A 17,771-nucleotide genomic window follows, 5' to 3' on the forward strand; every position below is an offset into this window, starting at 1 on the left:
TGGGCTCGGCGCTACGATCGGCATTACGTCCCCACGTGCACGCGGTTCGCCTGCTCGGCCAGGCCCAGGTGATCGAGCGCGATATCCAGCGCCAGCACATAACTCTGCGCGCCATACCCAGCAGCGATGCCCAGGCGCTGGCCGACACCGGCCGGCAGGCACGGTTCGGCCACTGCGCCGTCGTCATGCACCTCTACGTACGCGTTGTGCAGATAGGGCAGCAGCCGCTGCAGGCGCAGACTGTTGGCACACGCACCCGGATCGAGCAGCGTCACCTCGCCGCGGCTGTGATCGGCCACGCGCAGCGCATCAAGCAGCTCCTGTTCCGAACCGCAGGCGCGGATCGCCACGCTGGTGCCGGCGTCGATCGCGCGATGCACCAGCGACTTCAGGACCGGTGCCGGCAGCGGCATCGCGGTGCGGATCAGGGCGCCGGCCGCTTCCGGGCCGCGGATGATGAAGATCGACATGACTCAGCCCTCCTGCGCCAGGCGGCGGCCGACAATGGCCAGCGACAACGGGTAACCGGCCTGCTGGCTGCGCTGGTCGACCACCACGGCGGCGGGGCCGTGCTGCAGGCGCAGGCGTGCATCCAGGCCAGGTTCGCTGGGTGCCTGCAACTCGATGTACTGCGCCGGCAGCCGTTCCAGCGCCGCCTGCAGCGCGCCACCTTCGGCCTGCCATTGCGCCTCGTCGGCGGCACCGACATCCAGAAGTACCCAGTCGGCCGAGCGCGCCTGCGGCTGGCACAGGCACTGGCGTACCTCGGACAGGCTGGCGCAGTCGCTGCACAGCACGCGATGGCCGGCCAGCTGTGCCGGCAGTTGGGGGCGCGGTGCCGACGAAGAGGCGTGGCGGATCACCAGGAGGGTCATACAACACCTTGCGGAATGCGCCGTGTGGCGCGGTGGGCACACGATGCGCGTGCTGCCCGTAAAGGTGCGATGCCCGCGGCCGGGCCGGGGCGTAAAACCTGCGTAACCCATCCTGTAGAGCCGAGCCTACGCTCGGCTGCTCTGCGCCCCAGTCGGGCAACCTCGACGCTACAAAGAACAAGCCGAGCGTAGGCTCGGCTCTACAGGAGCGCGGCGCGGGAACCTCTTGCGCCCGGACGTGGTCTGATGCAGCCACCACCCAACCGGATCCTGCCATGGACGCTGTTGCCCGCCCTCCCTTTTCCGAACGCGCGCTGGCCTGGCTGAAGAAAGAGGCGCTGCCGTTGCTGGTGATGCTCGGCCTGCTCGCCGCCGCCCGCGATACCCTGGCCAACCATTACGTGGTGCCGAGTGGTTCGATGCAGCCGACCCTGCAGCCCGGCGACCGGGTGGTGGTGGACATGCGCGCCTACGGTCTGCGCCTGCCGTTCACCAACACGGAACTGATGGCGACCGGCACCCCGCAGCGTGGCGAGGTGGCGGTCTTCGACTCACCGGCCGACGGCACCCGCCTGATCAAGCGCGTGGCGGCGGTGGCCGGTGACCATGTGCAGATGCGCGAGGGCCATCTGAGCATCAACGGGCAGCCGCTGCAGATGGCCGACCTGCAGGACGTGGAAGCCTTCGGCGAGCGACGTGCCCGCCTTGATCTGGACATGGGCGGCGGTCCGGACATCGCCGACCTGGTGGTGCCAGCCGGCAAGGTGCTGGTGCTGGGTGACCACCGCGGCAACAGCTTCGATGGCCGCTTCTTCGGCTTCGTCGACGCCGACAAGCTCTACGGCCGCGCGGTGGCGGTGTACTACCGCCGGGGCGACGGCTTCGAGTGGCAGCGCCTGTAAGCTGAATTGATACTTCTCGTATATCAATCATGACCTATCAGGTTATGGATCGACTGGATAGACGGGCCTAGTCTGAGGCCCGTTCCCTCCCACGCTTGGCCGCCCCCACCGGCCCATCGATCCCATGACTGGCGAAACCGCGGCGGCCGTCGAACGCCGCCCCCCCACTGTCGACTCCAGCGCCGAGACCCGCATCCAGCAGGGCACACCGGCCTTCCGCCGCACCGCGCTGGCGTTGTTCCTGGCCGGCTTTTCCACCTTCGGCCTGCTGTACACGGTGCAGCCGCTGCTGCCCGAGTTCAGCCGCCATTTCGGCGTGTCCGCCGCCGGCAGCGCGATGTCGTTGTCGCTGACCACCGGCACCTTGGCCGTGGCGATGCTGCTGGCTGGTCTGCTGTCCGATGCGGTCGGCCGCCGCCCGTTGATGATCGTCGCGTTGCTGGCCTCGGCCATGCTGTCGCTGAGCTCGGCGCTGGTGGATGACTGGACCACGCTGCTGGTATTGCGCACGCTGCTCGGCCTGGCGCTGAGCGGCGTGCCGGCGGTGGCGATGACCTACCTGGTCGAGGAAATGGACAGCCGCGCGCTGGGCCTGGCGATGGGCCTGTACATCGGCGGCAACGCCATCGGTGGCATGAGCGGACGCCTGCTGGCCGGCATCATCGCCGACCACTGGGGCTGGCGCTGGGGTATCGGCGTGGTCTCGATCATCGCGGTGGCCAGCACCGTGCTGCTGTGGCTTCAGCTGCCGCCGTCGCGCCACTTCCATCCCCGTCGTGACGGCCTGCGCCAGTTGCCGTCGCGCTGGCGCATGCTGTTCGCTGACCCGGGCCTGCCGTGGCTGTTCGCCACCTCGTTCGTGCTGATGGGCGTGTTCGTCACCCTCTACAACTACCTGGGCTACCACCTGCTGGCGCCGCCGTACCACCTCAGCCAGACCGTGGTCGGCCTGATCTTCAGTGTCTACCTGGTGGGCACCTTCAGTTCGGCGTGGATGGGCCAGCAGGCAACGCGCTACGGGCGCGGCCGCATCCTGTCGATCTCGTTCGCGTTGATCGGCGCGGGCATCGCACTGCTGGCAATGCCGTGGCTGAGTGCGATGGCACTGGGTATCGCGCTGGTCACGTTCGGCTTCTTCGGCGGCCACTCGGTGGCCAGCAGCTGGGTTGGCAGCCGCGCCGGTACGATGCGCGCCGAAGCCTCGGCGATGTACCTGTTCGCCTACTACCTGGGATCCAGCGTGCTGGGCGGGGTCGGTGGCCTGGCCTATGCGGCTTGGGACTGGCTCGGCGTGTGCGCGTTCGCGGCCGTGCTGACGCTGGTCGGCGGCGGTATCGTCTGGGCACTGCAGCAGCGCGCGCCGCAGCCGGTCACCGCGTGATCCACCGCGTACGGTAGTGCCGGCCGCTGGCCGGCATGCCGGCCCATGTGGGGTTGCCGGCCAGCGGCCGGCACTACCCGGGTGGGTTGCACTTCACCCTTCGGCGAACGCCTCACGCAGCAGCGTGGCGAAATTGCGGATCAGCGGCGTTACCCGTTCGCGGTGCCAGGCGAGCTGCACTTCCGAATGCGCGCCGGCATCGGCCAGTGCCACGAAGCGCGATCCTTCCACGCGTATGTGATCGCATGACGACGGCAGGATCGCCGCACCCAGGCCCGCAGCGGCCAGGCTGATCAACGTCGATGCTTCACCGGCTTCCTGCACGATGCGCGGCGTGAAGCCCGCCGCCGCGCACAACGCGATCATGTGGTCGTGGATGCCCGCGCCGGCGCTGCGGCGGAACGCTACGAACGGCTCCTGAGCGAAGTCGCGCAGCGACAGCGTGCCCTGCTTCGACAGCCTGCGCAGGGCAGGGTGGTCGGCGTGCACGATCAGCGCCAGCGGGTCGACGAACAGGCTGTGCGCCACCAGTTCCGGCGGCAGCGCGCGCTTGCGGATGATGCCCACGTCCAGTGAACCGTCGAGCAGCGCGTCGATCTGCTGCAGCGTGTTCATCTCGCTCAGCTGCAGCCGCACCTGCGGGTACTGCTGACGGTAGCGCAGGATCGAACGCGGAATCTGCGGCGACAGCGGCGTGGCGCGAGTCAGACCGATGTGCAATTCACCCTGCTCACCACGCTGTGCACGCTGCACCTCGTCCACGGCCGTTTCCACCTGCTGCACGATGGCGCGTGCACGTTCCTGCAGCAGTTCGCCCGCAGGCGTCAGCTGCACGCGGCGATGGCTGCGCACGAACAGGCGCGCGTCAATCAGTTCTTCCAGCTGGCGGATCTGTTGGCTGAGCGGCGGCTGTGACATGCCCAGCCGCTCCGCCGCCTGGCCGAAGTGCAGCGTATCGGCGACGGCGAGGAAGTAGCGCAGGTGGCGCAGTTCGATGGACATGCGCCCAGTCTATGCATCGCCGGCCGGAAATGAATCAGAGATGGGGTCAGAGCCCGTTGCACAGCAACGGGCTCTGACCCCGTGCCGACCAACGGTCGGCACCCACCAACAGCAGCGACCAACTGTCAGAGGCGGGGCGGTGTGGGTGGGCAGGACCGTTGGCGCCATGGATGGCGCCATCGAGCCCCCATGGACGGGTTTACGGCGTGTCCTGCCCACCCACACCGCCCCGCCATCCCACGGATAGCCGGCTTCTGCTGTTGCTTCGGCTTCGGCTTCGGCAGGTGCAGGGCGCAGCCCTGCCGAACCCCCTCACCGCTCCGAATGCCCGCTCTGGTCGTAATCGCGCGGACTGAACAACTCCGGCTGGATCAGCTCGATGAACGCTCGCGCCTGCGCCGACAACGCCTTGCCCCGGCGCACGATCACCCCGTAGCTGCGCTCGGGGAACCAGCGCTTCATCGACCGCGCCGCCAGCCGCTCGTGGTCGGCCTCGTTCAGGCACAGCGCCGGCACGATGGAAATGCCCATGCCCATCGCCACGTACTGCTTGATCACTTCCCAGCCCCCCACTTCCAGCGCCACGGTGTAGGCGATGCGGTGGCGCTGGAACACCTGGTCCACCAGGCGGTAGGTGATCTGCCGCTTCGGCGGCAGCACCAGCGGATAGCGCGCGATGTCGGCCAGCTCCAGCTCGCCGCCCTTGGCCAGCGGATGATCGTGCGGTGCGATCAGCACCTGCTCGAAGCGGTAGGCCGGGGCGTAGGTCAGGTCGGCCGGCACATCGGTCATCGAACCTATCGCCAGGTCGGCGGCATCCTCGCGCAGCAGGTCGGTGCCGTCGGCGCTGATCGCGTTGTGCAGGGTCAGGCGCACGTCCGGGTGGTGCAGGCGAAAGCGTTCGACGATCTTCGGCAGCAGGTACAGGATGGTCGAGCTGTTGGCGGCAATGTTCAGCTCGCCCGCGTCCAGGCCGCGCACCTTGTCGCGGAAGCGCGCCTCCAGCCCGTCCAGGTTCTCCACCAGCGGCTGTGCCATCTCGTACAGCAGCTGGCCCTCGCGGCTGGGCACCAGGCGCCGCCCGCTGCGCTCGAACAATGGCACCCCCAGCTCCCGTTCCAACGCCTGCAACTGCAGGCTGATGGCCGGCTGGCTGACGAAAAGTGCCTCAGCCGCCCGTGAGACCGAGCCGAGGCGCACAGTCTGGCAGAACGCGCGCAGCGGCTTGAGCCGGTCGGATTTGTAGGAAAAACGAGGACTTGGCGGGGCGCGTGTGCTCATCGTGTAACGAGTATTAGCACAACTTATGTAAAACATTGCAAAAACTGTTTTGCCAAATACTGAGGCCCGGCGGCACCGTGGAGACGTTCCCCCACCGCTGGAGTCGCCCATGTCCGCCGTCGCTTCCGCCGTTCCCACTCCCGCCACCAAGGCTACTCCCGGCATCGCCCTGGCGACCCGCGTGGCCGGCCAGGACACCCTGCTGCCGGCGCCGCTGCTGGCCCTGCTGGTGTCGCTGCACCGTGCGGTGGAGCCGGGCCGGCAGGCGAGGCTGCAGGCCCGCCGTGAACGCCAGGCGTTCTTCGACCAGGGCGGCCTGCCGGACTTCCGCGAAGACACCACCGCGATCCGTAGCGGCGACTGGCGCGTTGCGCCGCTGCCGGCCGCGCTGCAGGACCGCCGCGTCGAGATCACCGGCCCGACCGACCCGAAGATGGTCATCAACGCGCTGAACTCCGGCGCCAAGGTGTTCATGGCCGACTTCGAGGATTCGACCTCGCCGACCTGGCGCAACCTGCTGGCCGGGCAGCAGTCGCTGGCCGCGGCGGTGCGCGGCGATCTCGAATACACCGCCCCCAATGGCAAGCATTACACGCTGCGCCCATACGACGAACAGGCGGTGCTGATCGTGCGCCCGCGTGGCTGGCACCTGGACGAGAAGCACGTACGCGTCGACGGCCAGTTCCTCGCCGGTGGCCTGTTCGACGCAGCGGTGTTCGCCTTCCACAACGCCCGCACCCTGCAGGCGAAGGATCGTGGCCCGTACTTCTACCTGCCCAAGCTGCAGAGCATGGAAGAGGCGGCGCTGTGGGAGACCGCGCTGTCGCACATCGAGGGCATGCTCGGCCTGCCGCACGGCCAGATCAAGGTGACCGTACTGATCGAAACGCTGCCGGCGGTGTTCGAGATGGACGAGATCCTGCACGCGCTGCGTGATCGCATCGTCGGCCTGAACTGCGGGCGCTGGGACTACATCTTCTCGTACCTGAAGACCTTCCGCCGCCACGCCGACCGCGTGCTGCCCGAACGCGGCCAGGTGACCATGACCCAGCCGTTCCTGAAGGCCTATTCGGAACTGCTGATCCAGACCTGCCACCGCCGCGGTGCGCATGCGATGGGTGGCATGGCCGCGCAGATTCCGATCAACCACGATGCCGCAGCCAACGAGCAGGCCATGGCCCGCGTGCGCGCCGACAAGCTGCGCGAAGTCAGCGCCGGCCACGACGGCACCTGGGTCGCGCATCCGGCGCTGATTCCGGTGGCGATGGCGATCTTCGACGAACACATGCCCGGTGCGAACCAGCACAGCGTGCTGCGCCAGGACGTGCGCGTCGGCCGCGACGAACTGATCGCGCGGCCGCCGGGCACCATCACCCGCGCCGGCTTCGAAGGCAACGTGGAAGTCTGCGTGCGTTACCTGGCGGCGTGGCTGGATGGGAACGGCTGTGTGCCGATCCATCACCTGATGGAGGACGCGGCCACCGCCGAGATCAGCCGCAGCCAGTTGTGGCAGTGGCTGCATACGCCGGGCCAGCAGCTGGACGATGGCACCGCCATCGACCTGGCCCTGCTGGATTCCACCCTGTCGCAGCTGCCGGCACGGCTGGGCGATACCGCCGCGCTGCCCGGTGGCGCGCGCATCAGCGAGGCCATCGCCCTGCTCGGCGAACTGAGCCGCAGCGAAGAACTGACCGATTTCCTGACCCTGCCGGCCTACGCGCGCATCGATTGACTGCCGCCCGCGTCTACCGCCGTTTCCCTCCCCGCTGCACGCACGAACCGAACTGGAGAAAGACATGAGCAAGCTGCCCACTGCCGAACAGATCCAGCACGACTGGGATACCAACCCGCGTTGGGAAGGCATCCAGCGCAACTACAGCGCCGCCGACGTGGTGCGCCTGCGCGGCACCGTCCACATCGAGCATTCGCTGGCCCGCCTGGGCGCCGAGAAGCTGTGGGCGTCGCTGCACGAGCGCGAGTTCGTCAACGCGCTGGGTGCACTGACCGGCAACCAGGCCATGCAGCAGGTCAAGGCCGGCCTGAAGGCGATTTACCTGTCCGGTTGGCAGGTGGCGGCCGACGCCAACCTGGCCGGCCAGATGTATCCGGACCAGTCGCTGTACCCGGCTGATTCGGTGCCGGCAGTGGTCAAGCGCATCAACAACACGCTGCTGCGCGCCGACCAGCTGCATCACGCCGAAGGCAAGGATGACATCGACTTCCTGCAGCCGATCGTGGCCGATGCTGAGGCCGGCTTCGGCGGCGTACTCAACGCCTTTGAACTGATGAAGGCGATGATCGAGGCCGGCGCCGCCGGCGTGCACTTCGAGGACCAGCTGGCCTCGGTGAAGAAGTGCGGGCACATGGGCGGCAAGGTGCTGGTGCCGACCCGCGAGGCGATCGAGAAGCTCAACGCCGCACGCCTGGCCGCCGACGTGATGGGCGTGCCGACCCTGCTGGTGGCACGTACCGATGCCGAAGCTGCGGATCTGCTGACCAGTGACATCGACGGCAACGACAAGCCGTTCACCACCGGTGAGCGCACGGTCGAAGGTTTCTACAAGACCCGCAACGGCCTGGACCAGGCGATCAGCCGCGGCCTGGCCTATGCACCCTATGCCGACCTGGTGTGGTGCGAGACCGGCAAGCCGGACCTGGAGTTCGCCCGCAGGTTCGCCGAGGCGATCCACGCGAAGTTCCCGGGCAAGCTGCTGGCCTACAACTGCTCGCCCAGCTTCAACTGGAAGAAGAACCTGGACGACGCCACCATTGCCAAGTTCCAGCGCGAACTGGGCAGCTACGGCTACAAGTTCCAGTTCATCACCCTGGCCGGGTTCCATGCGTTGAACTACGGCATGTTCAATCTGGCCCACGGCTACGCGCGCCGCCAGATGAGTGCGTTCGTGGAACTGCAGGAAGCCGAGTTCGAAGCGGCCGAGCGCGGTTTCACTGCGGTCAAGCACCAGCGTGAGGTCGGTACCGGCTATTTCGATGCGGTGACCCAGGCGATCCAGCAGGGCCAGTCGTCGACCACCGCGCTGACCGGATCGACCGAGGAAGAGCAGTTCCACGGCGGGCGCAGCGAACGCGCGGCGTGATCCGGTGCGCCGCGTGATCCGGTAGTGCCGGCCGCTGGCCGGCAATCACAGGATGCTCCGGGCGCTGCGTGGCAGCCGGCCAGCGGCCGGCTCTACCGGGGCCTGGAAATCCGATCAGGGTGGCCAGGGAAGGGCCAGGCAACGCCGGCCGGTCGGGGGACCTGCCGGCGTTGTTGTATCGATGCAAGGGGGGCAACCAGCGGGCAGCGTCAATCAGGCGCACCCCGGGTTCCGGCAACTTGGCCGAAACCCTGTGAAACCCGGCATCGAATTGATCCAGCAGGGGTTTTGCCCGGGCACCCGTGACCAGAACGGGCCACCACCGATCTTCACATCAATCAAGATCGGCAGAACGGTCAAAATGAGATAGGGCGCACACTTTAAAGCGGTGCTATGCTCCGCGGCTCACCAGGGGACGCTGGCGGCGGGTGCAGGGAATGACCGGCAGGGGTGCGGCCGAGAACAGTGATGTGACGACAGGTATCGCCCGAGTGGCGATGGCCGAGATCGTGCACGCGCTGTTGTCAGATGCCGAGGTGGCATTGTTTGCCAGATTCGCCCGCGCATGCAAGCTCCGTGCCGGACAGTGGCTGTTCCAGCGTGGCCACCGCGGCGAGCGCATGTATGTGATCCTCGAAGGCCAGATCGAACTGGACTTCGGCGAGGACCTGGTGATCAAGACGCTCGGGCAGCATGAGTTCTTCGGAGAACTGGGCCTGCTGGTCGGCGACCACCTGCGCAGCGCCAGCGCGCGCGCGCTGGTCGACTGCGATGTGCTGGAACTGGGGCCGGCTGATTTCCACCGGCTGGTCGAATCCGATCCGGGCCTGGTGGCCTACTTCCTGCGCCGCACGATCATGCGCGTGCTGGCCAACGAACAGGCCCTGATCAGCCAGCTGCGCCGGCGCAACCACGATCTGGAAACCGCGCTGGACAACCTCTACATCACCACCCACCAGCTGACCCACACCCGCGAGCTGGTGCGTACCGATGAACTGACCGGTCTGCACAACCGCCGTGGCCTCACCCTGTACCTGCAGGAGTGCCGCGAGCGTGCCGAGGGGCCGCCGCAGGCGCTGCTGCTGATCGATTGCGACCGTTTCAAGCAGATCAACGACCGCCACGGCCACCAGGCCGGCGACCGCGTGCTGCAGAGCATGGGCAACATCCTGCGCTCGATGGCTGGCGAACAGGACCTGGCCTGCCGGCTTGGCGGTGATGAGTTCTGCCTGATGCTGCGCCGTGGCAACCGCGAGATCGTGCAGCACGCTGCCGAGTTCATCCTCAGCGCGGTACACGGCCTGCTCGAGCGCAGCCATGGCACGCCGCATGTAAGCCTGGTCAGCATCGGAGCCAGCCTGCTGGATGCCGACGCGGACTGGAGCGAGTGGTATGCCAGCGCCGATCGGGCGCTGTACCGGGCCAAGCGTGATGGCGGCAACTGCCTGCGCTGGGTGGATGATCCGGACGGCCAATAGGGAGATGCAGGCGATGAATGGCGACAACGGAACGTCAGCCCCGCATAGCCCACAGCTACGCGCCCTGCTGTTCACTGATCTGTGTGATTCGCTGCAGCTGGTCGAGCGGATCGGCGACGTGGCGGCGGCGAGCCTGTTCCAGGAACACGACCGCCTGGTGCTGGTGCTGCAGCACCGCTGGAATGGCCAGCTGATCGATCGTTCGGACGGCCTGTTCATGCTGTTCGAGCGCGCCATCGATGCCCTGGGCTTCGCCCTGGACTACCAGCGCGAACTGCATGCGCTGGGCCAGCAGCGTGCGATTGAACTGCGCGCGCGTGCCGGCCTGCATGTGGGTGACGTGCTGACCTGGGAAAACAGTGCAGAGGCGGTCCGCGCCGGCGCCAAGTCGATGGAAGTGGAAGGCTTGGCCAAGCCGATGGCGGCGCGCCTGATGATGCTGGCGCGGCCCGGCCAGATCCTGTTGTCGGCGGTAGCCGAATCGCTGACCCGCCGTGCCACCGATGCGTTGGGCGAGCGCGGCACGCGCCTGTTGTGGAAGTCGCACGGGCGCTGGCGCTTCAAGGGCGTGGCGGTGGTACAGGAAGTGATCGAAGTGGGCGAGATCGGCTCCGCACCGCTGCGCATGCCACGTGCCAATGCCAAGGCCCGCCGCGACCTGCCGTTGTGGCGGCAGCCGCTGGTGCTGGCCGCCGAAGGCCTGGTGCTGGCGGTGGCGGTGCTCGGCGGCTGGCTGCTGCTGCGGCCGGAACCGGCGATTGCGTTCGCTGAGCGCGACTGGGTGGTGCTCGGCGATGTCGACAACCTCACCGGCGACCCGATCTTCGACGACTCGATGCGGCATGCGATCCGGATCGCGCTGGAGCAGTCGCGCTACGTGAACGTGCTGTCGGAGGGCAAGATCCGCGAAAGCCTGGAAATGGCGCGGCTCTCGGGCGATACCCGGCTCAGCCGCGATACCGCGGCCAACGTGGCGGTGCGGGAAGGCGCGCGCGCCGTGCTGTTGCCGACGGTGCGGCAGAAGGTCGGTGGCTACGAGCTGGCCATCGATGTCGCCGCACCCGGCAGCGGCCAGGTGATCCAGACGTTCACCGCCACCGTGGATCGATCCGACCAGATGGTGTTCGCGGTGGACGACGTGGTCGGGCGCCTGCGTCGCGGACTGGGCGAATCGGTGGCGAGCCTGGAACAGTCGTTGCCGCTGCCGCGGGCATCGACCCAGGACCTGCGCGCACTGCGTGCATTCGCACTGGCGGAGAGTGCACTGGGCCAGCGTCGCTTTGAGGAGGCGCGCAACCTTTACCAGGCGGCGATCGATATCGATCCCGGTTTCGCCCTGGCCTACATGGGCGTGGCCAAACTGCATGCGCGCGTCGAGGAAGGGCGGCGTGCACGCGAAGCCATGCAGCATGCGCTGGACCTGCAGGATCGGCTGCCGCCACGCGAGCGGCTGTACCTGAAGGCCTGGATGGCCGAGCTGGAGCCGGGTGGCTGGGCGCTGGAGCAATGGCGCACGCTGGCCAAGGTCTATCCGGATTCGTTCGCGGGGCTGTCCAACACGTCCTGGTACCTGCTGCAGGCCAACCAGTTCAGCGAGGCCGAGCCCTATGCGCGTGCCGCCGCAGTGCCGCAGGATCCGCTGCGGCTGTATCCGCTGGTCCACCTGGTGCGGATACAGATCGCTGCCAACCAACCGCAGCTTGCCGCCGAAACACTGGCACAGGCGCAGATCCTGCGCGGCCGTGACGACGCCGATGAGACCGGCGTGGATGTGCTGGTGGCGCAGGGGCAGTACGCCAAGGCAGCGAAGCTGTTGCCGCAGATCCATGCCAGCGATGCCCTGCAGCAGCGGATGAAGCTGCGTGCGCAGCTGCTGCTGGCGGCCGCGCAGCGCGACTGCCCGGCGATGCAGCGGGCGATACGCGAAGATGCAGCGGCGCCGACGCTGGTCGATCTTCAGGTGCAGCAGCGCCTGCAGCACGCCAGCGTGGCGGCGTTGTGCCCGGGCGCTGACCGTGTCGAGCTGCAGGCGATCGCGGCGCTGCTGCAGCCGATGCTGCAGGAGCGTGATGATCCCATGCTGCATGCCCGTGGCCTGCAATGGCTGGCACTGGTCCACCTGGCGCAGCGGCAGGGCCAGTTCGAACTGGCCAGGCGTTGGCTGGACGAGCAGCGGCCCCTGCTGCGCAGCCTGCGCAGTCCGGTCGCGGACCGCTGGCTGCGCATCGTCAGCGCCATGGATGAGCTGCAGATGCAGCGCCCCGAGGCTGCCCGCGCCCTGATCGAGCCGATGCTGGATGGCAGCGAGCCGGTGCAGGCGCGCGTCGTGCTGCTGCTCGCGCTGCGTGCGCAGGGCGATGAAGCCGCCGTGCGCCGCCAGCAGGCCTGGCTGGCCCAGCATCGCGGCCAGGCCATTGCGGAGGTCACCGCCCTGCAGGTGTGGCAACCGCTGAACGTGTATGACGTCTCCACGTGGGCTACGCCGGCCACGGCCGGCGCGCCCTGATGGCGGGTCAGCCGTCGATGCGCTCGCCGACCTTGCCGGCTTCGAAGCAGAACACCACGGTCATGGCCGCCACCGACCCGGACAGGTGGGCCTGCAGCCCGTCACGCACTTGGCTTAGCTCCTCGACCGAGGCCAGGGTGCCGATCTTCATGCAGTCGTTCTCGCCAACGGCACCGTCCAGGCCGATCGAGGCCAGGGCCTTGGCCGGCGACGCGGTGAAGTGGCGGCGGAAGTCGTCGCTGCCGATCAGGTGGTCCAGCAGGGTGCTGGCGTCTGCGGCGGAAAGGCGGGGATGGGTGCTCATGGGGATCGTCCGTAGGTGGAGTTTCTCGTATCGGCCGCGACAGCCTGCCATTGAGGGCCGCGCTGCCCACATCGCTAAAGTTGGCCGCGCCGCGGTCGTTGCTGCTATGCCGGTTGTGCGGCAGAAGGAAGGAAACTTATGCGCCTGCGCCGCTGCGCCAGCCTGATGTTCGAACCCCGCGAGGCGGTCACCCTGGACCTGCGCGCGATGCTGGCCGGCCACGCCGAGATGGACAGCCAGATCAGCTGGGTGGCGCTGGCCGCACATCTGGACCAGCCACTGCCGGTGGACGCCGAGGAGCGCCAGCTGCTGGGCGAGCTCAGCGCGCACCGCTGGAGCGAACCGCCTGCCGATGCCTCCCCGGCGATGCTGGCCCGCCTGGTCGAGCAGGGCCTGCTGCTGACCGACCCGCCGAGCGAGGTGGGGCACCAGCTGCGCGACGAGGCGCTGCGGCGCAGCCAGTGGTGGCCGCTAGCCGCGCTGGCCCATCGCCATGCGCGCTGGCAGGCCGTGGACAGCGTGGAGGACATGCGTCGGCAGGGGTTGGACACCGCTGCCGGCCTGCGCCAGCGCCTCGGGCCGCCACCGCCGGTGGTGCAGCCCATGCAAGGCGACTACCAGCCGCTGCCGCGCAGCGAAGAGGCCGCGTTCGACGCACTGCTGGCGCGCCGCACCACCTGCCGCAATTTCGACCCGCAGCGCGCGCTGCCGCTGCCATTGCTGGCCCAGGTGCTGCAGCGCACGCTGATGGCGCACGCGGTGCAGAAGGTCGAGCGCGATACCGAGTTCCTGAAGAAGAACGTGCCTTCCGGTGGCGGCCTGCATCCTACCGAAGGCTTCCTGCTGGTGCAGAACGTGGAAGGACTGGTGCCGGGCCTGTACCACTACCACCCGGTGCAGCACGCCGTGCTGCCGTTGCCCTCGCCACCGCCGCAGGCACTGCCGGCGCTGGCGCGGCGGATGCTGTCCGGGCAGGCGTGGTTCGCCGACGCGCCGGCGCTGCTGGTGCTGGCGCCGCGCTATGACCGCTGCTTCTGGAAGTACCGCAACCACGCCAAGGCGCATCGTGCGGTGACGCTGGATGTCGGCCACATCTCGCAGCTGCTGTACCTGTGCGCGACCGAGCGCGGGCTGGCGGCGTTCGTGACAGCGGCCATCAATGATGCCGATGTCGATCGTGCCTTCGGCTTCGATGGCATCGGTCAGAGCGCGATGGCCATCTGCGGCCTGGGCTGGCGCAGTGCCACGCTGGACACGGCCGAATTCGATCCCGCAGGTCGGGTGACGGCGGGCGACGACCGCTGAGCGACCGTCGCCCCGGCGCTCACGCCGCTTCGAAGTCCACCAGCACCGCGCCGTCGCTGACCTGGTCACCGGCCTTGGCGCGGTAGCCCTTCACCGTGCCGTCGGCCGGCGCCTGCAGGGTGTGCTCCATCTTCATCGCTTCCAGCACCACCAGCGGCGTGCCGCGCTTGACCTCGGTACCGGCGGCGACCAGCGTGGCCACGATCTTCCCGGGCATTGGTGCCAGCAGGCTGCCGGCATCGGCCACGGCGTGGTCCGATTCGCTCACCGGATCATGCAGGGTGAAACGGTGCTGGCCGTCGGTGCCGAACAGGTACAGCTGGTCACCGTCGCGCAGCAGCTGCAGCGACCCGCGGCGGTCGCCCAGCTGTACCGCCAGCCCCCGTACATCGGCTGTGCCGATCACCTGCACGGGTGCCGCGTCGTCGCACTGCACGCGCCAGCCATCGGTCTGCGCCCACACCTTCAGCGTGTGCCGGCGTTCACCCTGCTGCAGCGGAAGCACGCGTGGCGCGGGCGCGCCAAGGCGCCAGCCATCCTGCACCTGCCACGGCGAATGCGGGTCGCGCGCGTCGCTGGCTGCACCTGCAGTAGTGGCCACGGCGGCCACCGCCGCCAGCAGCCACAGCGCATCATCGCTGTCACCTACCCGGCCCAATGCGGCCTGCTCGCGCTCGATCAGCGCGGTATCCAGCTTGGCGTGGGTAAACGAATCGGTGTTCACCAGGCGGCGCAGGAAACCGGCATTGGTGGTCACGCCCACCACCTGGCAGTCGGCCAGGGCCTGGCTCATGCGGCGCAGCGCGGCGTCGCGGTCCACGTCCCAGACGATCAGCTTGGCAATCATCGGATCGTAGTACGGCGTGATGCTATCGCCTTCCTCGACACCGGTATCCACGCGCACATGAGTCGACGGCGACGGCAGGCGCAGGCGGCGCAGGAGGCCGGTGGACGGCAGGAAACCACGGTCGGCGTCTTCGGCATACAGCCGCGCCTCGATGGCGTGGCCGTGGATCGCCAGCTGCTCCTGGCGCAGCGGCAGCGGCTGGCCCGAGGCTACGCGCAGCTGCCACTCCACCAGGTCGGTGCCGGTGATGTACTCGGTGACCGGATGCTCGACCTGCAGGCGGGTGTTCATCTCCATGAAGTAGAAATCACCGTCCGGGCCGGCGATGAATTCCACCGTGCCAGCACCGACGTAGCCCACCGCGCGCGCGGCATCGACCGCGGCCTTGCCCATCGCAGCACGACGTTCGGGGCTCATGCCCGGGGCGGGTGCTTCTTCCAGCACCTTCTGGTGGCGGCGCTGCACCGAGCAGTCGCGCTCGAACAGGTAGACCGCCTCACCGTAGCTGTCGCCGAACACCTGGATCTCGATATGGCGCGGGCGCTCGACGTACTTCTCGACCAGCACATGGTCGTTGCCGAATGCCGAGGCGGCCTCGCGCTGGCAGCTGGCCAGTGCATCGACGAAGTCCTCGCTGCGTTCGACCTTGCGCATGCCCTTGCCACCGCCACCGGCGCTGGCCTTGATCAGCACCGGGTAGCCGATGGCATCGGCCTGCGCGCGCAGGAAGTCCGGCGCCTGCTGGTCGCCGTGGTAGCCCGGGGTCAGCGGCACACCGGCCTTGGCCATCAATGCCTTGGCGGCGCTCTTGTCACCCATCGCGCGGATGGCGCTGGCCGGCGGCCCGATGAAGGTGATGCCGGCGGCAGCGCAGGCATCGGCGAAGTCGGCATTCTCGGACAGGAAGCCGTAGCCGGGGTGGATCGCCTGCGCGCCGGTCAGGCGTGCGGCGTCGAGCAGGGCATCGCCGCGCAGGTAGCTCTCACGCGCGGCGGCCGGGCCGATGTGGATGGCCTCGTCGGCCAGGCGTACGTGGCGTGCGTTGCGGTCGGCATCGGAATACACCGCCACGGTGGCGATGCCGAGGCGGTGGCAGGTGGCGATGACGCGGCAGGCGATTTCGCCGCGGTTGGCGATCAGGACTTTGGTGAACATGGCAACAGGCTCGGTCATGGCACGGGTTACATGCGGAACACGCCGAAGCGCGTCTGCTGCGGGGCGGCGTTGAGGCTGGCCGACAGCGCCAGCGCCAGCACCCGGCGGGTGTCGGCCGGATCGATCACGCCGTCGTCCCACAGGCGCGCGCTGGCGTAGTACGGGTGGCCCTGCTGCTCGAACTGGTCGCGGATCGGTGCCTTGAACGCGTCTTCCTCCGCTGCCGGCCACTGGCCACCCTTGGCCTCGATGCCATCGCGCTTGACCGTGGCCAGCACGCTGGCGGCCTGTTCGCCACCCATCACGCCGATGCGCGCGTTCGGCCACATCCACAGGAAGTTCGGCGAGTATGCACGGCCGCACATGCCGTAGTTGCCGGCACCGAACGAGCCACCGATCACCACGGTGAACCTGGGTACCTTGGCGCAGGCCACCGCCATCACCAGCTTGGCCCCGTCCTTGGCGATACCACCCTGTTCGTACTTTCGACCGACCATGAAGCCGGTGATGTTCTGCAGGAACACCAGCGGGATGTTGCGCTGGGTGCACAGCTCGATGAAGTGCGCGCCCTTCAGTGCCGACTCGGAGAACAGGATGCCGTTGTTGGCGATGATGCCGATCGGGTAGCCGTTCAGATGGGCGAAGCCGGTGACCAGCGTTGCGCCGTAGCGCGGCTTGAATTCGTCGAAGCGTGAGCCATCGACCAGCCGCGCGATCACTTCGCGTACGTCGTAGGGCTTGCGCGTATCGGCCGGGATCACCCCGTACAGTTCGTGTGCCGGCAGCAGCGGTTCCTCGGACGCCTGCACCGCCATCGCCGGTTCCGGCTTGCGCCAGTTGAGCTGGGCGATGATCGCGCGCACCCGTGCCAGCGCCTGCAGATCGTTGTCGGCCATGTGGTCAGCCACGCCGGAGATGCGCGTGTGCACATCGGCACCGCCCAGTTCCTCGGCCGTCACCACTTCGCCGGTGGCCGCCTTCACCAGCGGCGGGCCGCCGAGGAAGATCGTGCCCTGCTCGCGCACGATCACCGTCTCGTCGCTCATCGCTGGCACATAGGCACCACCAGCGGTGCAGCTGCCCATCACGCAGGCGATCTGCGGAATGCCCTGCGCCGACAGGTTGGCCTGGTTGTAGAAGATGCGGCCGAAATGGTCGCGGTCGGGAAAGACTTCGTCCTGCAGTGGCAGGAACGCACCACCGGAATCGACCAGGTAGATGCACGGCAGGTGGTTCTGCTCGGCGATCTCCTGCGCGCGCAGGTGCTTCTTCACCGTCATCGGGTAGTAGGTGCCGCCCTTGACCGTGGCATCGTTGGCCACGATCACGCATTCCACGCCACTGACGCGGCCGATGCCGGCCACTACGCCAGCGGCCGGCACGGCGTCTTCGTACATGCCGTGTGCAGCCAGCGGCGCGATTTCCAGGAAGGCGCTGCCGGGGTCGAGCAGCGCGTCGATGCGGTCACGCACCAGCAGCTTGCCGCGCGCGGTGTGCTTGGCGCGTGCGGCTTCGCTGCCACCCAGCGCGGTGCGGGCGAGGGTGGCATGCAGGTCGTCGACCACGGCTTGCATGGCCGCGCGGTTGCTTTCAAACGTTTCGCTGCCCGGTTGCAGTTGGGTGCTCAATACGGTCAT

Annotated in this window: 14 protein-coding genes; 7 read left to right on the top strand and 7 right to left on the bottom strand. The window is 68.2% G+C overall.

The features are described from left to right. Nucleotides 1-23: 23 nt before the first annotated feature. Nucleotides 24-470, bottom strand: a complete 447-nt coding sequence (locus AC5P7X_RS16745) for a 3-dehydroquinate dehydratase (RefSeq protein WP_004153636.1) — start codon at nt 468-470, stop codon at nt 24-26. A gap of 3 nt (nt 471-473) precedes the next feature. Then, on the bottom strand, nt 474-875 hold the full coding sequence (locus AC5P7X_RS16750; protein ID WP_019661885.1) for a hypothetical protein: 402 nt from the start codon (nt 873-875) through the stop codon (nt 474-476). A gap of 275 nt (nt 876-1,150) precedes the next feature. Here AC5P7X_RS16750 and lepB point away from each other — a divergent pair, with 275 nt between their 5' ends. Then, nucleotides 1,151-1,777 carry a signal peptidase I gene (gene lepB, locus AC5P7X_RS16755; protein ID WP_053501214.1) on the top strand — a complete coding sequence of 209 codons (627 nt, stop codon included), beginning with the start codon at nt 1,151-1,153 and terminating at the stop codon, nt 1,775-1,777. A gap of 124 nt (nt 1,778-1,901) precedes the next feature. Then, nucleotides 1,902-3,158, top strand: coding sequence for an MFS transporter (locus AC5P7X_RS16760; RefSeq protein ID WP_372485066.1), 1,257 nt, complete (start codon nt 1,902-1,904; stop codon nt 3,156-3,158). Nucleotides 3,159-3,251: 93 nt separating this feature from the next. On the opposite strand, the gene AC5P7X_RS16765 is transcribed toward AC5P7X_RS16760, so the two are convergent. Together AC5P7X_RS16765 and AC5P7X_RS16770 are read right to left on the bottom strand one after the other, a co-directional pair. Beyond that, a complete protein-coding gene (locus AC5P7X_RS16765; RefSeq protein ID WP_005420736.1) occupies nt 3,252-4,160 on the bottom strand; it encodes a LysR family transcriptional regulator in 909 nt (302 codons plus the stop codon). A gap of 312 nt (nt 4,161-4,472) precedes the next feature. Next, the gene (locus AC5P7X_RS16770) at nt 4,473-5,441 is read right to left on the bottom strand and encodes a LysR family transcriptional regulator (protein ID WP_053499296.1); all 969 of its coding nucleotides are present in this window, start codon (nt 5,439-5,441) and stop codon (nt 4,473-4,475) included. Between the two features lie 109 nt (nt 5,442-5,550). Here AC5P7X_RS16770 and aceB point away from each other — a divergent pair, with 109 nt between their 5' ends. From aceB to AC5P7X_RS16790, 4 genes are all read left to right on the top strand, one after another. After that, the gene (gene aceB / locus AC5P7X_RS16775) at nt 5,551-7,173 is read left to right on the top strand and encodes a malate synthase A (protein WP_053499294.1); all 1,623 of its coding nucleotides are present in this window, start codon (nt 5,551-5,553) and stop codon (nt 7,171-7,173) included. Nucleotides 7,174-7,237: 64 nt separating this feature from the next. After that, nucleotides 7,238-8,539, top strand: coding sequence for an isocitrate lyase (aceA, locus tag AC5P7X_RS16780; RefSeq protein ID WP_171958046.1), 1,302 nt, complete (start codon nt 7,238-7,240; stop codon nt 8,537-8,539). A 437-nt stretch (nt 8,540-8,976) separates the two neighbouring features. Then, complete coding sequence (locus AC5P7X_RS16785) at nt 8,977-10,017, top strand: GGDEF domain-containing protein (RefSeq protein WP_032954692.1); 1,041 nt, start codon at nt 8,977-8,979, stop codon at nt 10,015-10,017. Nucleotides 10,018-10,030: 13 nt separating this feature from the next. Continuing rightward, complete coding sequence (locus AC5P7X_RS16790) at nt 10,031-12,523, top strand: putative peptide modification system cyclase (RefSeq protein ID WP_495215180.1); 2,493 nt, start codon at nt 10,031-10,033, stop codon at nt 12,521-12,523. Nucleotides 12,524-12,530: 7 nt separating this feature from the next. Here the strand turns inward: AC5P7X_RS16790 and AC5P7X_RS16795 are convergent, their stop codons facing one another. Then, complete coding sequence (locus AC5P7X_RS16795; protein ID WP_065178400.1) at nt 12,531-12,827, bottom strand: NHLP-related RiPP peptide; 297 nt, start codon at nt 12,825-12,827, stop codon at nt 12,531-12,533. A gap of 138 nt (nt 12,828-12,965) precedes the next feature. Between AC5P7X_RS16795 and AC5P7X_RS16800 the strand changes: the two genes are divergently transcribed. Beyond that, a complete protein-coding gene (locus AC5P7X_RS16800; RefSeq protein WP_329843486.1) occupies nt 12,966-14,132 on the top strand; it encodes a putative peptide maturation dehydrogenase in 1,167 nt (388 codons plus the stop codon). 19 nt (nt 14,133-14,151) lie between these two features. Here AC5P7X_RS16800 and AC5P7X_RS16805 read toward each other — a convergent pair whose 3' ends face one another. After that, nucleotides 14,152-16,134, bottom strand: a complete 1,983-nt coding sequence (locus AC5P7X_RS16805) for an acetyl/propionyl/methylcrotonyl-CoA carboxylase subunit alpha (RefSeq protein WP_171958048.1) — start codon at nt 16,132-16,134, stop codon at nt 14,152-14,154. 26 nt (nt 16,135-16,160) lie between these two features. After that, nucleotides 16,161-17,771 (bottom strand): carboxyl transferase domain-containing protein, encoded by a 1,611-nt coding sequence (locus AC5P7X_RS16810; RefSeq protein WP_253135162.1) that lies wholly within the window; start codon nt 17,769-17,771, stop codon nt 16,161-16,163.

Source organism: Stenotrophomonas sp. YJH_SMC_53, assembly GCF_059369995.1.